At 45.0% G+C, this 19,510-nt stretch carries 17 protein-coding genes; 2 read left to right on the plus strand and 15 right to left on the minus strand.

The genetic code is table 11. The features are described from left to right. Positions 1-55: 55 nt before the first annotated feature. The 12 genes from DFR60_RS21395 to DFR60_RS21450 form a co-directional block, all read right to left on the minus strand. The gene (locus DFR60_RS21395) at positions 56-1,804 is read right to left on the minus strand and encodes a M56 family metallopeptidase (protein ID WP_110324716.1); all 1,749 of its coding nucleotides are present in this window, start codon (positions 1,802-1,804) and stop codon (positions 56-58) included. Next, positions 1,777-2,154, minus strand: coding sequence for a BlaI/MecI/CopY family transcriptional regulator (locus DFR60_RS21400; RefSeq protein ID WP_110324717.1), 378 nt, complete (start codon positions 2,152-2,154; stop codon positions 1,777-1,779). The genes DFR60_RS21395 and DFR60_RS21400 overlap by 28 nt, the downstream gene beginning before the upstream one ends. A 177-nt stretch (positions 2,155-2,331) precedes the next feature. Next, on the minus strand, positions 2,332-3,177 hold the full coding sequence (gene aroE, locus DFR60_RS21405) for a shikimate dehydrogenase (protein ID WP_110324718.1): 846 nt from the start codon (positions 3,175-3,177) through the stop codon (positions 2,332-2,334). 12 nt (positions 3,178-3,189) lie between these two features. Continuing rightward, entirely contained in the window at positions 3,190-4,551 is a 1,362-nt protein-coding gene (locus DFR60_RS21410; RefSeq protein ID WP_110324719.1) for a glycoside hydrolase family 32 protein, read from the minus strand. A gap of 37 nt (positions 4,552-4,588) precedes the next feature. After that, positions 4,589-5,437: a carbohydrate ABC transporter permease gene (locus DFR60_RS21415; protein ID WP_110324720.1), complete on the minus strand. Its 849-nt coding sequence runs from the start codon at positions 5,435-5,437 to the stop codon at positions 4,589-4,591. Positions 5,438-5,443: 6 nt separating this feature from the next. Further along, positions 5,444-6,322 (minus strand): carbohydrate ABC transporter permease, encoded by an 879-nt coding sequence (locus tag DFR60_RS21420; protein WP_110324721.1) that lies wholly within the window; start codon positions 6,320-6,322, stop codon positions 5,444-5,446. 58 nt (positions 6,323-6,380) lie between these two features. Next, complete coding sequence (locus DFR60_RS21425; RefSeq protein WP_110324722.1) at positions 6,381-7,787, minus strand: ABC transporter substrate-binding protein; 1,407 nt, start codon at positions 7,785-7,787, stop codon at positions 6,381-6,383. 31 nt (positions 7,788-7,818) lie between these two features. After that, positions 7,819-8,814: a LacI family DNA-binding transcriptional regulator gene (locus DFR60_RS21430; RefSeq protein ID WP_110324723.1), complete on the minus strand. Its 996-nt coding sequence runs from the start codon at positions 8,812-8,814 to the stop codon at positions 7,819-7,821. Positions 8,815-9,249: 435 nt separating this feature from the next. Continuing rightward, positions 9,250-9,561, minus strand: a complete 312-nt coding sequence (locus DFR60_RS21435; RefSeq protein WP_110324724.1) for a hypothetical protein — start codon at positions 9,559-9,561, stop codon at positions 9,250-9,252. A gap of 335 nt (positions 9,562-9,896) precedes the next feature. Then, positions 9,897-11,054 (minus strand): MFS transporter, encoded by a 1,158-nt coding sequence (locus DFR60_RS21440; protein WP_110324725.1) that lies wholly within the window; start codon positions 11,052-11,054, stop codon positions 9,897-9,899. A gap of 4 nt (positions 11,055-11,058) precedes the next feature. Then, on the minus strand, positions 11,059-12,966 hold the full coding sequence (locus DFR60_RS21445; RefSeq protein WP_110324726.1) for an alpha/beta hydrolase: 1,908 nt from the start codon (positions 12,964-12,966) through the stop codon (positions 11,059-11,061). A gap of 111 nt (positions 12,967-13,077) precedes the next feature. Next, positions 13,078-14,070, minus strand: coding sequence for a LacI family DNA-binding transcriptional regulator (locus tag DFR60_RS21450; protein WP_110324727.1), 993 nt, complete (start codon positions 14,068-14,070; stop codon positions 13,078-13,080). Between the two features lie 235 nt (positions 14,071-14,305). Between DFR60_RS21450 and DFR60_RS21455 the strand changes: the two genes are divergently transcribed. After that, the gene (locus DFR60_RS21455; RefSeq protein WP_167437672.1) at positions 14,306-15,670 is read left to right on the plus strand and encodes an FAD-binding oxidoreductase; all 1,365 of its coding nucleotides are present in this window, start codon (positions 14,306-14,308) and stop codon (positions 15,668-15,670) included. 42 nt (positions 15,671-15,712) lie between these two features. Here DFR60_RS21455 and DFR60_RS21460 read toward each other — a convergent pair whose 3' ends face one another. The 3 genes from DFR60_RS21460 to DFR60_RS21475 form a co-directional block, all read right to left on the minus strand. Then, complete coding sequence (locus DFR60_RS21460; RefSeq protein ID WP_110324729.1) at positions 15,713-16,378, minus strand: DUF3592 domain-containing protein; 666 nt, start codon at positions 16,376-16,378, stop codon at positions 15,713-15,715. Positions 16,379-17,150: 772 nt separating this feature from the next. Continuing rightward, the gene (locus DFR60_RS21470) at positions 17,151-17,642 is read right to left on the minus strand and encodes a pyridoxamine 5'-phosphate oxidase family protein (RefSeq protein ID WP_110324730.1); all 492 of its coding nucleotides are present in this window, start codon (positions 17,640-17,642) and stop codon (positions 17,151-17,153) included. A gap of 95 nt (positions 17,643-17,737) precedes the next feature. Next, positions 17,738-18,646: an AraC family transcriptional regulator gene (locus tag DFR60_RS21475; protein WP_110324731.1), complete on the minus strand. Its 909-nt coding sequence runs from the start codon at positions 18,644-18,646 to the stop codon at positions 17,738-17,740. Between the two features lie 234 nt (positions 18,647-18,880). Here DFR60_RS21475 and DFR60_RS21480 point away from each other — a divergent pair, with 234 nt between their 5' ends. Beyond that, on the plus strand, positions 18,881-19,465 hold the full coding sequence (locus tag DFR60_RS21480) for a DUF305 domain-containing protein (RefSeq protein WP_207659563.1): 585 nt from the start codon (positions 18,881-18,883) through the stop codon (positions 19,463-19,465). Positions 19,466-19,510: the final 45 nt, after the last annotated feature.

Below are 19,510 nucleotides of genomic sequence, written 5' to 3' on the forward strand. Positions count from 1 at the left end.
AAATTAGTCACTTTCAAGACCGCCGCCGATTGGGCAGGACAACACGAAATTCCATCTATTCTATTTTGCCAGTAATCGTAATATCTCCGCTCTCAAAAAATCCGGTACAATTATAAGCCCATCTGCCGGCCGAAAGCGCGATCGTTTTAGTCACATCACTGTCAGTGATCGTAATACGATGTTCTTCATGATTGGGTGAAAAAAGAGTGATATCTGCGGAGCCGCCCTTAATATCAGACTGAATGGTAAGAGTTAAAACCTGATCGTTTTTCGCATCAAAGCTGCCCGAGCGGGTAATACTGTCTTGCTTACCATTACTCAGATTTATGACAGTACCTATATTGTTCTCCACTTCTGCTGCCGTTTTGTCTGGACTATCACCCTTGTCATGACTGCGGGGAACTGTGCCGCGAATGGTAATACTGCCACTCTGAAAGAATCCGGTACAATTATAAGCCCATCTGCCGGCTGAAAGCGTAATTGTTTTCGTCTCATCAGAATCGTTCATGGTAATGCGCTGTTCTTTATTATCAGGTGAGAATAGAAACAAATCTACGGAACCGCCTTTGATGTCAGATTGAATCGTTATGGTTAAAATCTGATCGTCTTCTGCCTCGAAGCTGTCCGATTTGGTAATGCCGTTATGTCCATTACTCGACAGATGAAAGACGACCGCCTCTTCTGTCTCTGTGGTATCCTGTCCGGAGGCATTTCCCGGCAGCGGATTCGGGGCAGCGGCGTAAGCACCGGTAAATGCTCCGCCAAGGCAGATCGCAAGCGTCATGATAAAGGATAATACTTTAATCACCTTTGATTGTTTTTTATAATTCATAATAGCATCCAGCCTTTCTTTCAGCAGCTCTCTGCTTTCATTCAATGTAACAGAGGCAAGTGAATTTTTATAGTTTCCTTTGGGTCTGACCGCACCCAGCAAGGTATTCCCATAGTCCCGCATAGCATTCTCATTCAAATGCCGGATAATAGCTTCATCGCAGGATAGTTCACACAGACGGTTGACATCGCGCGCCATCAGGTACACGAGGGGGTTAAACCAATGCAGACATACCGCCGTCTGCATAAGCCATTTATAAAACATATCTTTCCGCTTAAAATGCGTCAGCTCGTGCCTTATGGTATATTGAAAATCTAAATCCGAACAATCCGTTCCCGGCAGCACGATACAGGGATGGAAAAAACCAAGCAGCAGAGGAGATGATATGAGGCTGTTTGTATACAGTTCCACCGGGACATTGATTTTTGCGTCTTCTGCCTCTTTTCCAAACTGCTCCAGAAGATTAATATCGTCTACCTGAGTACAACCGGCTTTTACGTATTTTATAAAGCTCTGATAGATTGTAATTTTCCGTATCAACAGGATCAGAGCGACTGCCATCCAAACCAGGCCCAAATTACGTATCAGCATCAGAAGACCATATTTCATCACATTCACCGGGGAATAGCCTTCATCCTCAGCTTTACTGTCATCTGTGAAAGTATTTGGAAAGAGATCCGTTCCCTGCAGCGACGCAAAACCAGATTCAGGAAGCATTTTCCGTTCTAATTGTGAGGCTGCGTAATCATAGTTTCTAAAGAGGCTACCCACAAGATTATGTTCCGGCGCAAAGGGGAGCAGCAGTCTGGCAATTACGGCAAGCCAAATATAATACTGCCAGGCCTTGCTCATTTTTGATTGAAAGAAAGGTTTGCAAAGGAACAGAATGAGAATAAGGATAGACCCGGAAAGGGATAGTGACAAAATTAGTTTTATCATTTCGTTTATTTGTGACTGCCTCCTTTTTCCCAATGGCGTTTTAAGTCCTCATAGTCCTCGCAGGAAAGCAAGTCTTTTTGTAACAGCGTGGCTACAAGCCCCTTCGCATCGCATTCATAGACTTTTTCGAGAAAATCCTGCGTCTGCACCTCCTGATACTCTGTCTCGGAAACAACAGCTGTGTATTCATTCCTGCGTCCTATCTTATTCGTCTTCAAAAAGCCTTTGCTGGCCAACCTCGAGCATAAAGTAATGATCGTATTTTTTGTCCAGGGGGTGCCTCTGTCCTCTAATGCCCTGACAATCTCCGCATACAACGCCGTTCCGCCGTTGTTCCAAATGATTTTCATAAGTATCAATTCATATTCTGATATTTGCTGCATCTTTTCTCATCTCCATTTTAGATTACATGCTGTACTCTAAATTTATGATAACATTTTGTACTCCATGTGTCAAGGGATATCAAGAAATGATTGGGGAGACGGAAAGGTGCTGAGAAATCCCGATGATATAGAGATTTTTCAGCACCTTTTGCGTTGTATTTTTATGATAGTTCCACTCTATGTAAAACTTTCGATCAGCGCCATCCTCATTGCTTCCGGATCGGGCTTCCTCCCCGTCCACAATTCAACCGCCAGGGCTCCCTGATAGATGAGCATGCTCTGGCCGTCGAGTATATGGGCTCCCCGTTCACCGGCCTTCTGCAGAAATGGCGTATATGCCGGATTTGTAATGATGTCCTGTACTACCATGTTTTGATTAATGGTATCGTAATCAATATCCGGTAGTGATTTATCTGGGTACAAGCCGATATTTGTGGCATTTACCAGAATATCACACGCCGGAATGCTGACTTTCTCCACCCACTTTATAAATTCTGCGGTACAGCTGGTATTCTCTGTAATAAGTGCTGCCAGCTCTCTGCCTTTTTCCTCTGTCCGGTTGATGATTGTTAAGTGAACGGCCCCTGCCAGCGCACATTCCACGCTGATCGCTCTTGCGGCGCCTCCTGCCCCCAGGATGACAAGTCGTTTGCCAGCCAAAAAAATGCCATTCTCACGAAGTCCGATAACGAAACCTTTTCCATCCGTATTTTCCCCGTGCAGTTTTCCTTCTTTTACCAAAATCGTATTGATTGCCCCTATGAGAGCAGCGCTTTCCGAAAGTCCCTCCATATAAGAGACCGCAGTAATCTTATGAGGTATGGTCAGATTCAGCCCCGAAAATCCCAAAGCCCTGATGCCGTCCAGCCCATCCTGCAGGTCACAGGCCGCCACACGAAACAGCTGGTAGCGCCAGTTCAAGCCCGTGCTTCGAAAGCCGGCTTCCATCATAGCCCCTGAAGGATTCTCATCAATCGGATCGCCAAACGCACCTGTAGTAGGTATTCTGAAACATTCTTTCATCTTATTTCCCCCTTATAACCCGATTTCATAGACATGAATCTCTGCATCTGCTATAAGACCCTTCGTTTCAACAGACATCCTGCCGCCCTCCATCTGAGGATAGATTCTAAGCGTCATGGCAGAATTTCCATTGATAAAAATCTCTGCTACAGAATTGTCAATCAGGATATCTACATGAACACTTCCATCTTTTTTCCGTCTAAAACAGCCCAAAATCGGCCTTTTATCTACGGATTTAATCAGGCTGCTATCCTCCATCGGCGCATAATAAGTACCTTCCCGTGGGTTAATGATGACATCGGTATATTCCTGTCCATCGCTGTCCGCCAGAAAACGGAATGAAAATACATCGTCAGACTGAATGGTTCCTTCCATCTCCGCCGTGCCAGATACTGTTTTAAATTCATATCGGCCGGTAAAATTCTGAAGTTGAACCTCTTCATCCGTGCGGCGCAGAGTCTCGAATTCCGGCAGACGCTCCTGAACCAGTTCATTTTCCTCATTAATGGATATCACTCTTGGAATTGCCTGGGCACCGGACCATTCTCCATCCGTATAAAGTCCTCTCCTGGGATCTTCCCGAAGCCATCCCCACATCAGAGTCCGCCCTTTCTCATCGAATGAGATCTGGGATGCGAAGAAATCGCCATAATCCACACTCCCCTGATTGTAAACTTCCAGCTTCCCCTCTTCCGTAATGGTACCCACAAACCAGTGCAGGACACGAATGTCCCATATCGAATGGATAAACAACACCTTATCTCCATAAACAATCAGATTGGGGCACTCCATAACCTCCTTCGCACACGTATTGCGAAAAAACTCATTAACATAAGTCCATGACCGAAAATCATTCGTTGTGTACAGATGTACGGCACCATATTTTTCATCTACAATCCCCGCAACAAGGCAGTAAATTTTTCCTTTCCACCGAAATACGAAAGGATCACGCCACTCTGTCAGCCGTTTCCCCGGAGCATCCGTATTTCTTATAACCGGGTTTTCCGGAATCTGTTTCCAGGTTACGCCGTCCTCTGTCGTGGCCGCCCACTGCTGGGAGCCACTGTTTTGACATCGTTCTCCCTGACCAACGCTGGTATAAAGCAGTTCTATCTGACCGTTATTGATATAGCTGCATCCGGAATAACAGTGTGTCTCCCCCCTGTCCAGAGCCGGATACAGAGCAATCGGTCTATGTTCCCAGTGAAGCAGATCCTTACTTACGGCATGTCCATAATGAAGATTCCCCCAATGCCAGTCCGTGGGATTATATTGGTAAAACAGATGATGCTCCCCTTTAAAATAAATTGTTGCATTTGGATCATTCATCCAGTTCTTTTCAGGCAGAAAATGATAACTTGGTCTGTGTTTCATCGTAAACTCCTTTATTGTTATAAGATTTTTTATGCATTCAGCCCTTAACCGCTCCAGCAGTCAGACCTCCCACCACGTACTTTTGGAAAAATCCGTAGAATATCAGCTGAGGTACAAGGATAAGCAGAGCTCCTGCTACAAGTCCGCCATAATCAATGCTGTATTTTCCACGGAACATGGAAACACCCATGGAAATTGTACGCATGGCTGGATTCTGGATCAGGGTAACTTCCAACGGGAATTCATTCCATACATAGAGCACATTGAATACGGTAACTGTAGCCAGGACTGGCTTGATTAAGGGAATGGTAATATACGTACAAAGCTTCATCAGGCTGCAGCCGTCAATAATAGCCGCCTCCTCTATATCCCTGGAAAATCCTTTTAAGAAACCGACAAACAACAGCGTATTAAAAGAAACGGATGAGGCCGCCAGAGGCAGTATGACAGACAGATACGTATTAACAATTTTCAGGGCAATATTTATTCTGTAAATCGGGAACAGCAAAATATAGGTGGGAATCATAAGACCCGACAACAAGAATAAATAAATTCCGTTTTGAAGCTTCCTGCTGCGAAATTTCAGTCTGGTCAATGCGAAAGAACACATAAAAGTCACCACCAGACAGAGTATCTGGGTAAAGGCCACGATAATAATCGTATTCTTATACATACTTCCAAGAGGCAGAATAGCAAGTGCGTTCTTGAAATTGCCCCAGTTCATCGACTCAGGCAGCGCAAACGGCTCATTCATAATCTGAGTATTCGTCTTAAAGGCCAGCACCACCAGCCAGAGGAATGGAATCATGAGCACCGCTGTAATTAATACAGTAACCGCAGACAATGCTGCCGCTCCAATCCTTTTTTTCTTTTTTTCGTCCAACATGGCAGTTTACTCCTCCTCTCCTACCTGTTCTCTCGTGACATAGAGATAGATAACCGCAAACAGAGCAGAAATCAGAAATGTCACCGATGCTATGCTCATACCATATCCATACCGGGAGGATGTGAATGTGGAATAATACATATAAGTCACCAGCAGATCCGACATGTGGTTCGGACCGCCGCCAGTCAACTGATAGACGACCTCGAATATTTTGAAACAGCCTGTAATCACCAGAAGCATAACTATAATAATGGTCTGCCTGATCATAGGAAATGTGATATAGATCAGCTGCTGCATCTTCCCTGCACCGTCAATTTCCGACGCCTCATATAGTTCCTGCGGCACCATTTTAATACCTGCCAGAAATATGGTGGCGTTATAGCCCAGAGTCTGCCAGAGGAAAATAGCGCCTACACAGTATGGTGTCAGGGTTTTCCCTCCAATCCATTCCGGCTGGGCAGACACGCCAATATACCGTAGAAATGCGTTGATAAGTCCAATCTTGGGATCCAGAATGAACACCCAGATCAGGCCAATTAATATGGGACTGATAATATTCGGGGAAAAACAAAAGGCTTTTACCAGCTTTCCGCCCCGCATCTTCCTGGCAAACAGCAATGATAATCCAAAGGAGCAGGGAACTATGAGAAGCAGAGACATCGCCAGGACAAGTCCCGTATTTTTCAAAGCAATATAAAATATCTTATCTGAAAACAGCGTTATGTAGTTCCGTAAACCTAAAAACTCAGGCTTTCCAATTCCCGTAAAATTAGTAAATCCATAATAAAACGCCATGAAGACCGGAATAATGATATACAGCAGAAATAGAATTACTGCCGGTGCAATCATCAGTATTTTTGTCTTTTTGGTACTGAACCAATGCATACCGTCTCTCCTTTTGAGTCAGAAATGGCGCTGCCATGACTGGCAGCGCCAAAAATTGTTACTGGATTGTGCTCTGCTGTTCGTCCATATAGCTGAGGGCCTCTTCCGGTGTATAGATTCCGTTAATTACACCGATCATGCTCTCCCTGTATTGATTGATAAGCTGACCAGGGATATACATATCAGGGCACGCCGCCGGGCTTTCCCAGTCATCATTCATCTTTTCCATAACCCTTGCAAATACAGGGTATTTCTCCTTGTCGATCTCACCGTCATATTTTGTAACCGGAATACTCTGATTATCTCTCGCAATAATCCCGGTTCCCTGCTCCCCATAATAAAACTTCAGGAAATCTACGATGACCGCGTACAATTCCGGATCCTCTTTCTGTACTTTAGCGGAAACGCAGTAAGGATGAGCAGGTGCCTTCATGGATACATTCTGATTGCCAATCCCGTCACTGAACGTTGGTCCCCACCAGTAGTAGATGGATCCGGCCAGATCACTCTGATCGAATTTCTTGGTATCCCATACACCGGAGTTGAGCATAGCCGCCTTCCCCCCCATAAAGGCTTCCACAGACTGATCATAACTCATGGTAGTCACATTATCAGGGAATACGCCCTTATCGCGCATGTCTGCAAGCCTGTTGTAAAACTTTAAGTAATCATCATTCTGCCATTGATCCGTTCCTGCGATAATGTCGTCTATATGGTCGAAAAAACCGTATCTGCAGTGCATATTTTCAAACGCCCATGCAGTGAAGGTATCTTTGGCGCCCTGTGCCATTGGGATAATATCGTTTGAGCGGAACACTTCAGCACAGTGGATAAAGTCCTCATAAGTCACAGGCAGTTCCAGACCGTACTGATCAAATAAAGCTTTGTTCAGCCATATGCCATTGGACTGAAGCTCACAGGGAATGCCGTAAATCTTGCCATCAATCTTCAGAGAATCCAGCATCCCCGGAAGAAAGCCATCCATGAACGCCTGATCAGAATTAATTTCTTTCGATAAATCGGCCAGATATCCCGCATTTGCCATCTCTACCGCTCCGCCCTGCTCCATCCAGAACAGTTCAGGAAGTGAACCATTCTGTGCCGCCATCTTAATATTACGTATCTGATCGTCAGAGGCGGTCCCCTGCAGTTCGATCGTTACGTTCGGATGTTCCTTCATATATGCCTGTACCACGGCATATACCTGAGGTGCCTGTTCCTCTACATTCGCTACGTGCTCAGCAAACACAAATTTATAAGCTTTCTCTGCTGCTCCATCGTTTCCGGCACTGCCTTCCTCTGTCTTGCTTTTAGGTGACGCCTCTGCAGTCGCCTGATTTGCTGCGGAAGACTGCTCCGCTGTTGTACCTGCTGCCTCATTTCCCTTTCCGCAGCCTGCAAACAAAAATGCTGATGATACAGTCAACCCCAATACCATAACTTTCTTCCAATACCTCTTCTTCATAAAATACCTCCAAATAATTTGACAGGCATAATCACAGCAGTATTTTTACCGATTTTCTCGCTACCAGCCGCGGGTCCAGCACCAGCCTTGCAGGCTGCTCTCCTGATCCGTTTTCCCTTTTGTTGAACTGGCCGTCAATCATCTCTGCTATGAGCCTGCCGATGGACTCGTAAGAATGTGCCACTGTAGTGATGCCGTAAACCGCTGTCCAGGGCAGATCATCATAAATAATGAAGCTGATATCGTCCGGTATGGACAAATTCATCTCGGAAAGCGCCTGGATGACGTTGATGCTGGTGGATTCTCCAACCGACAGAATTGCAGTGGGCTGCACCGCGTGAATCTTTTCCTTGATCATCTCTTTGGCGCAGTCCGCATAGCTCATAAGGTACAGGCATTCATTATCCATTTCCAGTCTTTCCTCTTCAAATGCCCTTGCGTATCCAACCTCCCGCTTGACAAGAGCCGGATTAGTCTTACTGATCAGCATGATCTTCTTATGGCCACTTTGAAGAAGGTGCTTCACAGCCAGGTACGTTCCCAGCTCATCATCAATCAGCAGTGTGTCCAGATCGGGGTAAACTGTCCGAAACAGCTGAAGCAGTGGAAACCGCTTTGCGTTCAGCTGTTTTATCAGCTCCCCGTCCCCCTCAGGAGACGGCACGAAAATAATGCCGTCATACTTATGAGCAATGGCTGCTTCAAAGTTCTCCCGTTCCACAGATGCACTGTTGCTGTTGTACATAACAGCAAGCTGGTATCCCTTATGTTCCAGTTCCTTGGAGGTCTCCCTCACCATGGCACTGTAAAACGGGTTCACAATCTCATCTAAAAACAACGCCACTGTCCTTTTACTTTCCTTTCCCCCTGTTCTGTTTACCGTCTTCGGTACGTATCCCAGTTCTTTCGCAGCTGCATATACTTTTTCCCTGATCTCAGGGCTGGTAAAATACGTATTGCTGTAGGCTTTGTAAACAGTAGGAACAGATACTCCGGCTAATGCTGCCACATCTTTAATATTACTCATAAACGCATCCTTTCCAGCAGCAGAAGTTACTCGAGAAATAATTATTATATATCGTTAAATAATTATTTCTTTTATGTATATAATTATATTCTTGTCTGCTGCATTTGTCAATATTTATATATTTTTAATTACATAATTTATACATATTGTACATTTTAAACTATGATTTTTGTATGTAGCGTACCATTGTTTAAAATAATTATTCTTGAAACATGCATTAAAACAAATACCTGGGGTATTTTATGGAAATTATTGGAATAATTATATCATATATGAGAGAATTATTCAGATGTTTTTCTTAGATAAGAAAATAGAAAAAGCTGCCCTTAATCGGACAGCTTTTTCTATTTTGATCCTGAGCAGCTCCATTTTTTATGACAGCTTCCGATGTAAGAACCTGGAACTGGCAGATGGTATATATAATAAGTTAACCGCTCAACTGATATTCGCTAAAAACTGCCGCACCGCCTGCTCAATATTTTTACATGGCCTTTCCTGTGTCTTTATGCCGTTTTCTCCAATACAAACCACATGAAACGAATAGTTATTAACCGGAACATAGTCCATTTCTATCATGATATTGGCATCCAGATCCTGCAGCAATACCATGGTTGTCTGTGTGCTGTTAATACAGTTCTGTACTTCTGACAGGTATTCCAGACAGTCCGCCTCCTCATGGAAAGCATCTGTCAGCCTGTTCAACTTTTCGATTCTGTCCTTTGCCGTACATTTGGTATAATTCCACATAGCCCCTCCTTTTTGTATTCTTTGCTCTGCCTCAGTGTGTCACCTGGTACTGCATTGCGTAATTAATTGTGAATAAAATGCCTGATATCTGCGTCAGAGGCGTGTCTGCAAAGCGACGGCGCAGTGGGCTCTACGACTAGCTTTGCAGGCGCGGCTCTGGCGTAGATAGCGGGTGTTTTATCACAGTTAATTGCGCAACGCAGTACTAGCCTTTCAGAAAATAGATATGCTGATTCCTGTATATTACTATTTTACACAATTACGGAGGTGTTTACAATAAGTCCTGAGAATTTATACTCTCTTCTTCGACCTGTTAGTTGCAGTTCACAGCCCTGTTATTTTCGAAGTACCACTTTCTTTCTAAAAAGAATATATACCCCACAGATAACTAATATCCCCACACCGCTCCATACAAAGCTCATGCCGTACCCTAGCCAGGATGCGGCTAATGCCCATAAAACTCCACATAAAATGTTGGCAATATCCTGTACACAGTAAAAAAGTGTGTTTGCGTGAGCCGAATCCTTATCATCCAGCCTTAAAATATCCAGATGAGCACAGGACATCATAATCCCGGAAAATAACCCCACAGCGGTGCCGCCGGCAAGAAATGAACTGCGTCCTGGTGTCTTACCTACCCACAACATTGCTGCACAGTAAAGTACTGCTCCAAAAAACAGAAGCCCATGCAGTCTCCTCTGGGTCTTCATGACCTCTTTTAGACCTGTTCTGATTAGTATGGAAGAAAGCGAAGAAGCCACCAAAAAGACGACCACATCCTTCAGTTTGCCTTCACTATCTGCAAAAACAGTAAGCAATGCCATGTAGCAGTTACACAAAATCAGAAAAGAAGCCGTAAAAAAAAGGTACACAGCTGTCTTTCCAGGTAGACCTTTCTTTTGTTTTTCAACTGCATTTTCCCCGTTTTCTGCTGCAGGTATCCACATACACAGGAGAAAACCAGCCATAGCGGCTAATACTGCCAAAAGGCATACCAGCCTGAACCCGTTCTCCGGACTGCGCTTCACGATTTCCAGCGCCAGATACGGGCCAGTAAGGGACGCCATAATCGAAGCAATTCCTATCAGTCCCACGGACTTTTCCGGCGTTTCGATGAATCTCATTGCAACTGACGGTACCGCCGAACTGGCAATACCGAAAGCAGTGCCCTGAAGAATTCTGCACAGCATGGCGGGAACGGCTTCCGTAAACAACAGGAAACCGCTGCATGCCACTGCCATCAATCCAAGACCAAACGCTGCAAACTTTTTCATATTCTCTTCACGAATCAAATTTAGCAGCAGGACTCTGGAAAACAGGGCCCCTGCTGAAAAAAAGCTTAACTGCAGTCCCAATGCAGCAATACGAAAATCCATTTTTTCAAACTGCAGCGGCAGGACAAAGCTTAGCAGCTGATTGACAACACTTGTAAAATAGAGCATCAGTACTGCCGCCGCTGTCCATACCCTACCGCACTTTTTTACAGTTTTCATAATTTTAACCGGCTAATGCTCCTACCGCACTCTGAGTGCTGGGTAATGCCATACTCTGCCCTGCAAACGTAATCCAGACAATAAACAGCGCGCATACAAAAGCACCTGTCCAGATTCGTTTTGTTTTCACACTCATATGGGTGGAAAGAATCGCATTTATTCCAAACATCGGTATCAACGAGAAGCAAATACACATAAAGCCTGCGTTTCCCATCACATACGGAGTCTCCCTGTAAAGGAAGGACGGTTTTCCCGATACAAAATAAACCATATTCCATATGATATACATGATTGTCAGCCCGCCGACTGCCTGCAGGATACCGATCATCTGGTTCTTAACCATCTGTTTTCTGCCGTTCTCCTCCATACTATCATCTCTTAAAATCGCCGAAAATGCAATACTTCCAATTAAAAAGCTAACAAAGAACGGAATAAAATACTGAATCAGATAAACCAGTCTGCCAAGTGAAAACGTTCTGATATTAAATATCCACGAGGCAGCTTCAACAGTAAAAACCTTTTCCGTGACAGCCATAATCACAAAAACCGGTACAATCAGACATACCGCATATAGAGCAGCTTTTCCTATGTATACTGCCGTTTCAGAGGCATTTTTCCCTACCTTCCAGCCATAGACTTCCATATTTCCGCCGTGTTTCTTTCCATAGGCAAAATGCCAGATAATAAAGATCACCAGCATACAGAGCGCATTAGCCACTGTCCAGATTAAATAACCAAAGGAGCTGGGATTAAAGGGGAACAATGCAGACTGTTTCACCCGGTTTTCCCCATATACATAGCAGGGCACAAACGTAAGAACCGGTATCACTGTAAATAAAGTAATAAAGCAGATCCTGTACCATATGCTGCGCGTTCCAGTCATAACAGCAGTCCCGGATGTCTCCCTCTGTTCTAGACTCTCGAAAGGTTTCCACAGGAAAAGAAGATTCGCCAGGGATAAAAACAACATAACAAATCCTATAATCTCCGTTGTACCGAATAAAAATCTCAATCCCCAGACCTGATTGGAGCTGTCAATGGGAACTGGCGCCTTCATGGATTTCATAAAAAAATCAAGTCCATTTTTAACTGCATTTTTGCTGTTTACGGTAGTCACATGCGTGCAGTCTTCTATGGTATAGAAAATACGTTTTGTTCCATCCTCCCAGCTGCCGCACCCCACGTTTACAAGATTCAGGATCTCTGCCCCGCCCCAGGTCTCTGAAAACAAAGCGGCTGCCACTTCTTTATTTCTCAAATAATCGTAATTCCATTCTGTTCCCATCACATGATGCAGCAGGTCCTGACCACATTCATCGTAACGTGACATATTTAGTGCCACATTGGTATGGGTCAGAGACTCGTCCAGTCCGCCGCCTGTAATGGAAGGACTGATATAACCGTTTAATAAGATTCCCTTTACACTATCCGGATACTTCTTAGCCATACCGACCGCTGCATTCGCCCCCTTGGAATGCCCTGTCCCTCCTAATTGAGAATGGTCGACAAAATCCAGGTTCATCAGATATTCGGCCGCTGCAATTCCTCCATAACTCCCATCACCCAGTTCATCCGGTACGTATTCGCTTCTGCCATGGCCTTCCATCTCCAGTGCGAGAACTACGTAGCCGCGTCTCGACAATTCCACATTATATGATGTCATTGCTGCCGTGTACCCGTTGTTTCCATGTGATGTAACAATTGCCGGCGCCGGATTTTCCGAAGTCGCATTTACCGGCTGGTAAAGGATTCCACTCATCCGATACCCATCATCATTATTAAAATAAATCCGTTTCACACTGACATTACCAAACTGTGACTCAATCCCTTGTGCTCCCCATGCAGAACCGATCATAATGATCAGACTCACCAACAACAGCACTGCTTTCTTTTTCAAGCTCTTACCTTTCATGTTTTCCTCCTTTTTTATGTGATCGTTCACACATATTTTTAAATGAAACGGGAGTCGGATTTACTCCCGTTATGGTCTATATGTGAACGTTCACATGTCTTGTGTTTTTTATTATATACTTTCACGCACAATCAGTAAAGGTTTTACATGGACTTTTTCTACAATTTTTTGATTTTTGTTAATTTGTTCCAAAAGAAGGAAGGTTATTTTGTCTACTATTTCTTGTAAGTTCATATCAACCGTTGTCAATGCAGGATTCAGAAAGCTTCCCACATCGATGTTACCATATCCGGTGATCGCCAACTGTACGGGAACCTTAACTCCGGCTTTTGCTAATACTGCAAGTGCTCCGATTGCAATCTGGTCGGATAATGCAATCATGGCAGTTGGCATGGAAGACAGGCTGATCACCTCTGCCGCCAGGCGCCTCCCTATCTCGTAATGTGTTGCTGTATCGTCCCTGCATTGAAGAAACCAGTCTTTTCGAACAGGCAGCCCCTTACGTTTCATTTCACACTGTATGGCAGAGATACGAACACTTGACATCTGTGAATCAAAATCCGGTCCCAGGCAGCCGATTTCTTTGTGTCCACGTTTTACCAGCTCATCCACAATCAACGCCAGGCCGCTGTTGTCATCATGAATCACACTACTGATACCCTCCAGCCCCATAGGACCAAAGCAGACTACTGGAACAGGACATAATTCCAATTCTTTTTTTATCTCGTCATCTGCCACTACCAAAGAAACAATCAGACCATCCACGCCCTTTGCAATCAGATTTCTAATCTGCTGGATCAAGAGCTGCTTGGACTGTAGGTAACGCATGATCAGAATCTGATATCCTGCTGCTTCCATGCTGGCATGCAGCAAATTGATCACATTTACCAGGAGCGCAGAATCCAGAGAGGAGATCATAACGCCGATCGTCTCCGTCTTCCTCGTCTTCAGCGCTTTTGCCTGTGCACTCGGCCTGAATCCCGTTTCCTGTACTATCTTTTCTATTTTCGCCCTGCTTTCCTCGCCGACATATCCACCATTAAAATATCTGGATACCGTCATTCTTGAAACGCCGGCCATCTTGCCTACTTCATTTAATGTCATTAGCTGCTCCTTGTCATGTGTTGTTTCAAAAAGCTTTCATATTGTAGCTAATTGTACAATAGAATAATTCACAATTCAACCATATTCAAAAAGACGGAACTAATTAATCTTTTCCGCATACATGATTCCATCATTTCTTACACACCGCCATCAGAACCTCCCCTCCTCCACCCGCATACTGTATTATAAAACAACGTTGTCCCGAACTGCGAACAGCAGCCGGCAAAAGGATGCTATGATGAATACAGATCTATGCAGCAGAATTATTCTGCCGTACTGTCCGTCCTACGAATCGGCGAGGCAGATCTTTAACCGCTCCATACAAAAATGTCCCTCCTCCATCATCTATTGCAGGAATGATGATGAGGCGGCACGGGCAGTTTGTTATGGCGCCAGGCAGAAGCAGGAAATCCGAGTGAGATCCGGCGGACATAATTATGAAGGATACTGCATCGGTAATGGTAAGATGACGGTTGATACCAGTCCTTTAAAAGGGATTCAGCTTGACAGCACCGGAACGCTCAAAATCGGCGGCGGTGTCTCCAACAGAGAACTTTACCATTTCTTGAAACAATACGGCTATCCATTTCCCAGCGGTACTTGCCCTACCGTAAATGCAGTCGGCCTGACTCAGGGAGGCGGCTGGGGACATTCCTCCAGAATGTATGGACTGGCCTGTGACAGCCTTGTGGAAGCAGAACTCATCGATGCCTCCGGCAGGCTGATTACTGCCAGTGAAGCGTCTCATCCCGACCTTTTCTGGGCTCTGCGGGGCGGGGGAGGCGGGAACTTCGGCGTCGTGACATCACTGAGTTACCGCCTTACACCTGTAGTCTCTCATGTCACCTATGTGGATATAGAATATTCCCGGATCGACGATTTAACCGCGCTCCAATTCTTTCAGACATGGCAGGCTTGGACCACAGGCGGCGAAATTCGTTTCACTCCCAACAGCCGCATTTTTAATTCTGCACGGGACGGGATGGGCATATTCCTGCGTGGCTTCTTCTATGGAACACCGGACGAAGCGGAGGCTGCGGTTCAGCCATTTCTCGATATCTACGGGGCAGAGGTTTCGTTTCGCTATGTCACTTTTTGGGAAGCCACCGAAATTGACGCTTCGATTTACCCGGCTTCTGAAACGTTTCAGTTTGCAGGACGCTTCGCGTATGCGGACTTTTCAGACAGCCAGATTATATCGCTCCTCAGCCTCATCAAGACCAGAGCGCGCGGGGCCTCCTATGCTTCCGTGGCTCTCTACGCCATGGGCGGCAAAGTCAGAGCTGTAAATCCCTGCGAAACCGCATTCTATTACAGAAATTCCGACTTTATCATCGGAATCGAAACGGTATGGGAAGACTGCTTCTTCGAAGCGGAGAATCAGGCATGGATGGCGGCACGCTTTCCATATTTGCATTCCTTAACCACAGGTTCGTATATTAATTTCCCGTATCTATATACAGATCACTACATGGACGCTTACTATGGAGAGAATAAAGAGCGGTTAGTTGAAATCAAGAAACGGTATGATCCATGCAATCTCTTCCGCTTCCCTCAAAGCATCCGGGCTGACCAGCTGCCGGGGCTGCTGCCGGAATAACCGGCCACCAATGGAGTTTCAAAGCAGTTGCGGCCGGTATTGTCACTTCATCCAGCCCCTCAGGAATGGTCCTGACAATGCAATGACAGGGAAGCCAACTCCGATAAACCGGAAGATCCATACGAAAAACCAGGTCCCTCTCTGTTCTTTTGGCACATAAATCTTATCCGGACGCCCGGGAATATAATAAAGCTCTACTTCCTCCCCAACAGAAACAGAAAGAAAGCCGCTCCCAAAGCTGCTGTTGGTGCTGGATTCCGAAGTAATTCTGTGTTTAGCGCCTTCTGCGTAAAACTCATATACGGGGGCGTACGTTCTGTTCTGGCTGCTGCCCCGCGGTTCTTTGTCCACCACGACGGCAGTGGTCACGGCGGTGGCGAATCTGCGCCTCTTAGCGGCCTTACGCCCCATGGCTGATCCAATCAACATAAATACAACAGGTACCAGGACAAAAAAGATATCTCCCCATTCCCGGTCTGCCATACCGCGCTCATACTGAACCATCATAATCGCCCCGATGGCGCAGTAAAACAAACTCCACAGAAGAAAATATCCCCATTTCTTCCCGGTACTCTTTTCTTCCTGCGGCATCCCGGTATGATCTTCCCGACTCTTGACAAGTCTGTAGAAATAGATTACAACAAGTGCTGAGCCTATCAGTGAAATGGCTGATACTACGATAACAAAGATCCAAAGTGATTGATTCATAGCGGTATCCTCCTGTCGGCAGCGGTCTGTCAGCAAACATTTATGCCGCAATCGGGTGCATGCTGCTTCATAAATTAATTCTAGTATATGCCTGCCGGTATGTCAAACCATTCCTCCAGACGCCTATGTCAATGATTGAATCGCATATTCTGCAAACAGCTCCTGACGCGACGGCAGATTTTATTGATTCTATAAAACTTGTATATGGGTAGTTGGAGGGGAAGGTTTAAAATCATATTTCATAGGTGCCTGTCAAAAATAACAACCTGATAAAACCCTGAAACGGAATATTGGCGTTTGACAGAATTGTTTTGAGAACGTAGAATGAAATAAAATACAAAATAATTTAATAAAAAGGAAAAACACGATACTATTGGCAAATATACAGGGAGGTACCTCTATGAACGATAAGATTAAAACTGCTTTGAGCTCGGAGAAATCAATGACTGTTATAAATCTGCTTTTTCTTTTGTCGCTGTTCATTCGTAACCGCGGAATCATTTTTATTGCATATATCGCGTGGATCGTTTTTCTGATCTGTTTTATTAAGAAAACCTCTTCCAGGGCCGTTAGGGCTGTCAACGGAATATTTCTTATCTTTGCGGCTGCGATGATTGTGATAAATCTGTATTCCATGATTAGTTATAGATAGGAAACTGGAACTTAGGATGTTGGTTTTTAAACGTCGTTTGGGAATGATAGACTGATGGGAATATGGATAATACAATAGAATCAAGGTCCGCCTGATACTATCGCATTATCCATATATTGCTTATCCGATTATCCCGTCTTCCGCCTCTGTCTTCTTCACGAAATCCAAATTATAACGCACCGCGCCGTGGTCTCTCATGATTCTGGCACGAGTAATGCGGATCGCCAGAATAACACAGCTCTCGTCTTTTTCATCGTTTGCCTGATCGTACCAGTCGGCAAATGCCCGGCGAAGTTTCACTCTCAGTTCCGCATTCTTCGGATCCAGCACCCAGCCAAGATTTTCACCAATCCCATGTCCGTAAATCCCCTCGAAGCAAACAGCAAATGCAGTCTCTTTATTCTGAGCGATCTGAAGCATTTTATTTGACTTCGCCCATGTCGTAATATAGAACACTCCATCTTCATAATAAGCATCCACATCACGAACACAGGAACTGGGCATTCCGTCAGCATTTGGTTCCATTACTACGGTCGAAAGCGCAATAATATTATCTTTTCCATTGCCGCAGCTCTCTTCTATTAATTTTATTCCCTCTTCATATCTGCTCATTGTTTAACTCCTCCTGTTAAATTTATCGTTCGTGAAACTCACAAAACCGGCAACTCATCATCTTTATTAAAATCATTCACAGCTTTAGCCATGATTCATTCACTGCCATTCCGCGCTCTGAACGGAATCCACATCTCCATATATGCCATTTCAGGCGTATGATGATCATACATCTCCGGGAAAAAGCCGTCAGCAATCAACCCATGGCTTTTCAGCCAGCCCCTGGTAAATTTCATCATCTTTCCCATAGAGGCCATCAGCTGTTTGGGATTATCAGCCTCAAATGAACAGACGACATATTCTCTCGCAGGCAGCTGCCAGCTTACAAAACGGGAATCCTCTTCACACGGTTCTACCCCGATGAAATAAGTCGAATACCCATCCGGCGCATCGCCGTGATAAGAGACACCGAGTATCAGGCCGCCGGGTATATGCGGAATGTCTTTCAGGGCATCGAAAAACTGTTTCCAAATGGCGTCGGATTCATCTACTCCTGTCCTTTCACCCATCATCTTCCCTTTTGAAAAGGAGTAATATCCGACAACACCAAGGAAGTTGACAGGCTCCTTTAGGGTCCTTCGGTTATATTCCAACACTAACCCTTCGCCGATTAAGGGCACACCTTCGTCTACCATCCTGTAATTCAGGGAAAGATCAGGCTTGTCATAATTCATCAGGCCGACAGGCTTGTCCCGGTATTGCGCCGGTGTGATGCCATAGGTGTCTTTGAATGCCCGTGTGAAAGTCTCACGACCGCCGAAGCCGAATTCCACTGCAACATTCAAGATGCTGTTTTCTTTGTTTCTCAGAGACTCGCATGCCCGGGCCAAACGCCGCAGTTTGACGTATTCCCGCACCGGCTTCTTCACCAGCCGCGCGAACAGCCTCTGATAGTAAAACAACGACAGTCCGGCAAGATCCGCCAACTCCTCGATCTGGATTTCCTCGCCAATATGTTCCTCGATATAGTTTAAAGTCTTTTGTATGGATTCCCACGCATGCATAGCAGCACCTCTTTTCCCACTATACCATAATTTTAAGACAGATGCGTGACCGTGTCTGCCCTTTTTCTATTCGGTGTTAATTCCGGCATACTCCATTCTTGAGGACATCTGGATATAACGCTGTTTTTACCATCATACCATATCGAACGTATGTTTGCAATCAGAATATGCATCTGATTCTATATCAACCGCCTGCCCCTCTGCATACCCTATATAGAACTGGAGGCGTAAATAATGATGAGACAAGAACAGCTAAGCATCGTAACAGACAAATACTTAACCTGCTTTAACAACATACTGGACCAAATGATACAGCAGATGAACAGTGCCCAACTGAGCAACAGTATTTCCTATAACTTTATTGTTCAGATGATTCCCCACCACAAGGCAGCAATCGAGATGTCCTGTAATCTCCTGCATTACACCACCCTGGTACCACTGCAGGAAATTGCGTTAAATATCATTGAAGAACAGAATAAGAGCATTGAGAATATGGAGGCAATCCAGAACCGCTGTCAGATGTTCTGCAACCCGCCGCAGAAAATTGAACTTTTCCTTTGTCACTATAAGCAAATTACACAGACTATGTTTGATGATATGAGAAATGCATGTTCCACAAATGATATCAATGCGAATTTTATTCGTGAAATGATTCCCCATCACAGAGGCGCCATCCAAATGTCACGGAATGCCCTGCAGTTTCCAATCTGCCAGGAGCTGAAGCCGATTATCCAGTCCATTATCGTGTCGCAGCAGAATGGGATTCGGGAAATGGAGTGTCTGCTTAAATGTATTGAGAAATGTGACAGACCGTGCTGACAGAAGAGTTCCACACACACCAATCCCCCGGTCCGAACACCCGGA

It is taken from the genome of Hungatella effluvii (assembly GCF_003201875.1).
GTDB lineage: Bacteria > Bacillota > Clostridia > Lachnospirales > Lachnospiraceae > Hungatella > Hungatella effluvii.

Bases quoted from the DNA above. Each gene is read 5' to 3' on its own strand.
- DFR60_RS21400 (WP_110324717.1), bottom strand. From the start codon at position 2,154: ATGCAGCAAATATCAGAATATGAATTGATACTTATGAAAATCATTTGG.
- aroE (WP_110324718.1), bottom strand. From the start codon at position 3,177: ATGAAAGAATGTTTCAGAATACCTACTACAGGTGCGTTTGGCGATCCG.
- DFR60_RS21410 (WP_110324719.1), bottom strand. From the start codon at position 4,551: ATGAAACACAGACCAAGTTATCATTTTCTGCCTGAAAAGAACTGGATG.
- DFR60_RS21415 (WP_110324720.1), bottom strand. From the start codon at position 5,437: ATGTTGGACGAAAAAAAGAAAAAAAGGATTGGAGCGGCAGCATTGTCT.
- DFR60_RS21420 (WP_110324721.1), bottom strand. From the start codon at position 6,322: ATGCATTGGTTCAGTACCAAAAAGACAAAAATACTGATGATTGCACCG.
- DFR60_RS21425 (WP_110324722.1), bottom strand. From the start codon at position 7,787: ATGAAGAAGAGGTATTGGAAGAAAGTTATGGTATTGGGGTTGACTGTA.
- DFR60_RS21430 (WP_110324723.1), bottom strand. From the start codon at position 8,814: ATGAGTAATATTAAAGATGTGGCAGCATTAGCCGGAGTATCTGTTCCT.
- DFR60_RS21435 (WP_110324724.1), bottom strand. From the start codon at position 9,561: ATGTGGAATTATACCAAATGTACGGCAAAGGACAGAATCGAAAAGTTG.
- DFR60_RS21440 (WP_110324725.1), bottom strand. From the start codon at position 11,054: ATGAAAACTGTAAAAAAGTGCGGTAGGGTATGGACAGCGGCGGCAGTA.
- DFR60_RS21445 (WP_110324726.1), bottom strand. From the start codon at position 12,966: ATGAAAGGTAAGAGCTTGAAAAAGAAAGCAGTGCTGTTGTTGGTGAGT.
- DFR60_RS21450 (WP_110324727.1), bottom strand. From the start codon at position 14,070: ATGACATTAAATGAAGTAGGCAAGATGGCCGGCGTTTCAAGAATGACG.
- DFR60_RS21455 (WP_167437672.1), top strand. From the start codon at position 14,306: ATGATGAATACAGATCTATGCAGCAGAATTATTCTGCCGTACTGTCCG.
- DFR60_RS21460 (WP_110324729.1), bottom strand. From the start codon at position 16,378: ATGAATCAATCACTTTGGATCTTTGTTATCGTAGTATCAGCCATTTCA.
- DFR60_RS21470 (WP_110324730.1), bottom strand. From the start codon at position 17,642: ATGAGCAGATATGAAGAGGGAATAAAATTAATAGAAGAGAGCTGCGGC.
- DFR60_RS21475 (WP_110324731.1), bottom strand. From the start codon at position 18,646: ATGCATGCGTGGGAATCCATACAAAAGACTTTAAACTATATCGAGGAA.
- DFR60_RS21480 (WP_207659563.1), top strand. From the start codon at position 18,881: ATGATGAGACAAGAACAGCTAAGCATCGTAACAGACAAATACTTAACC.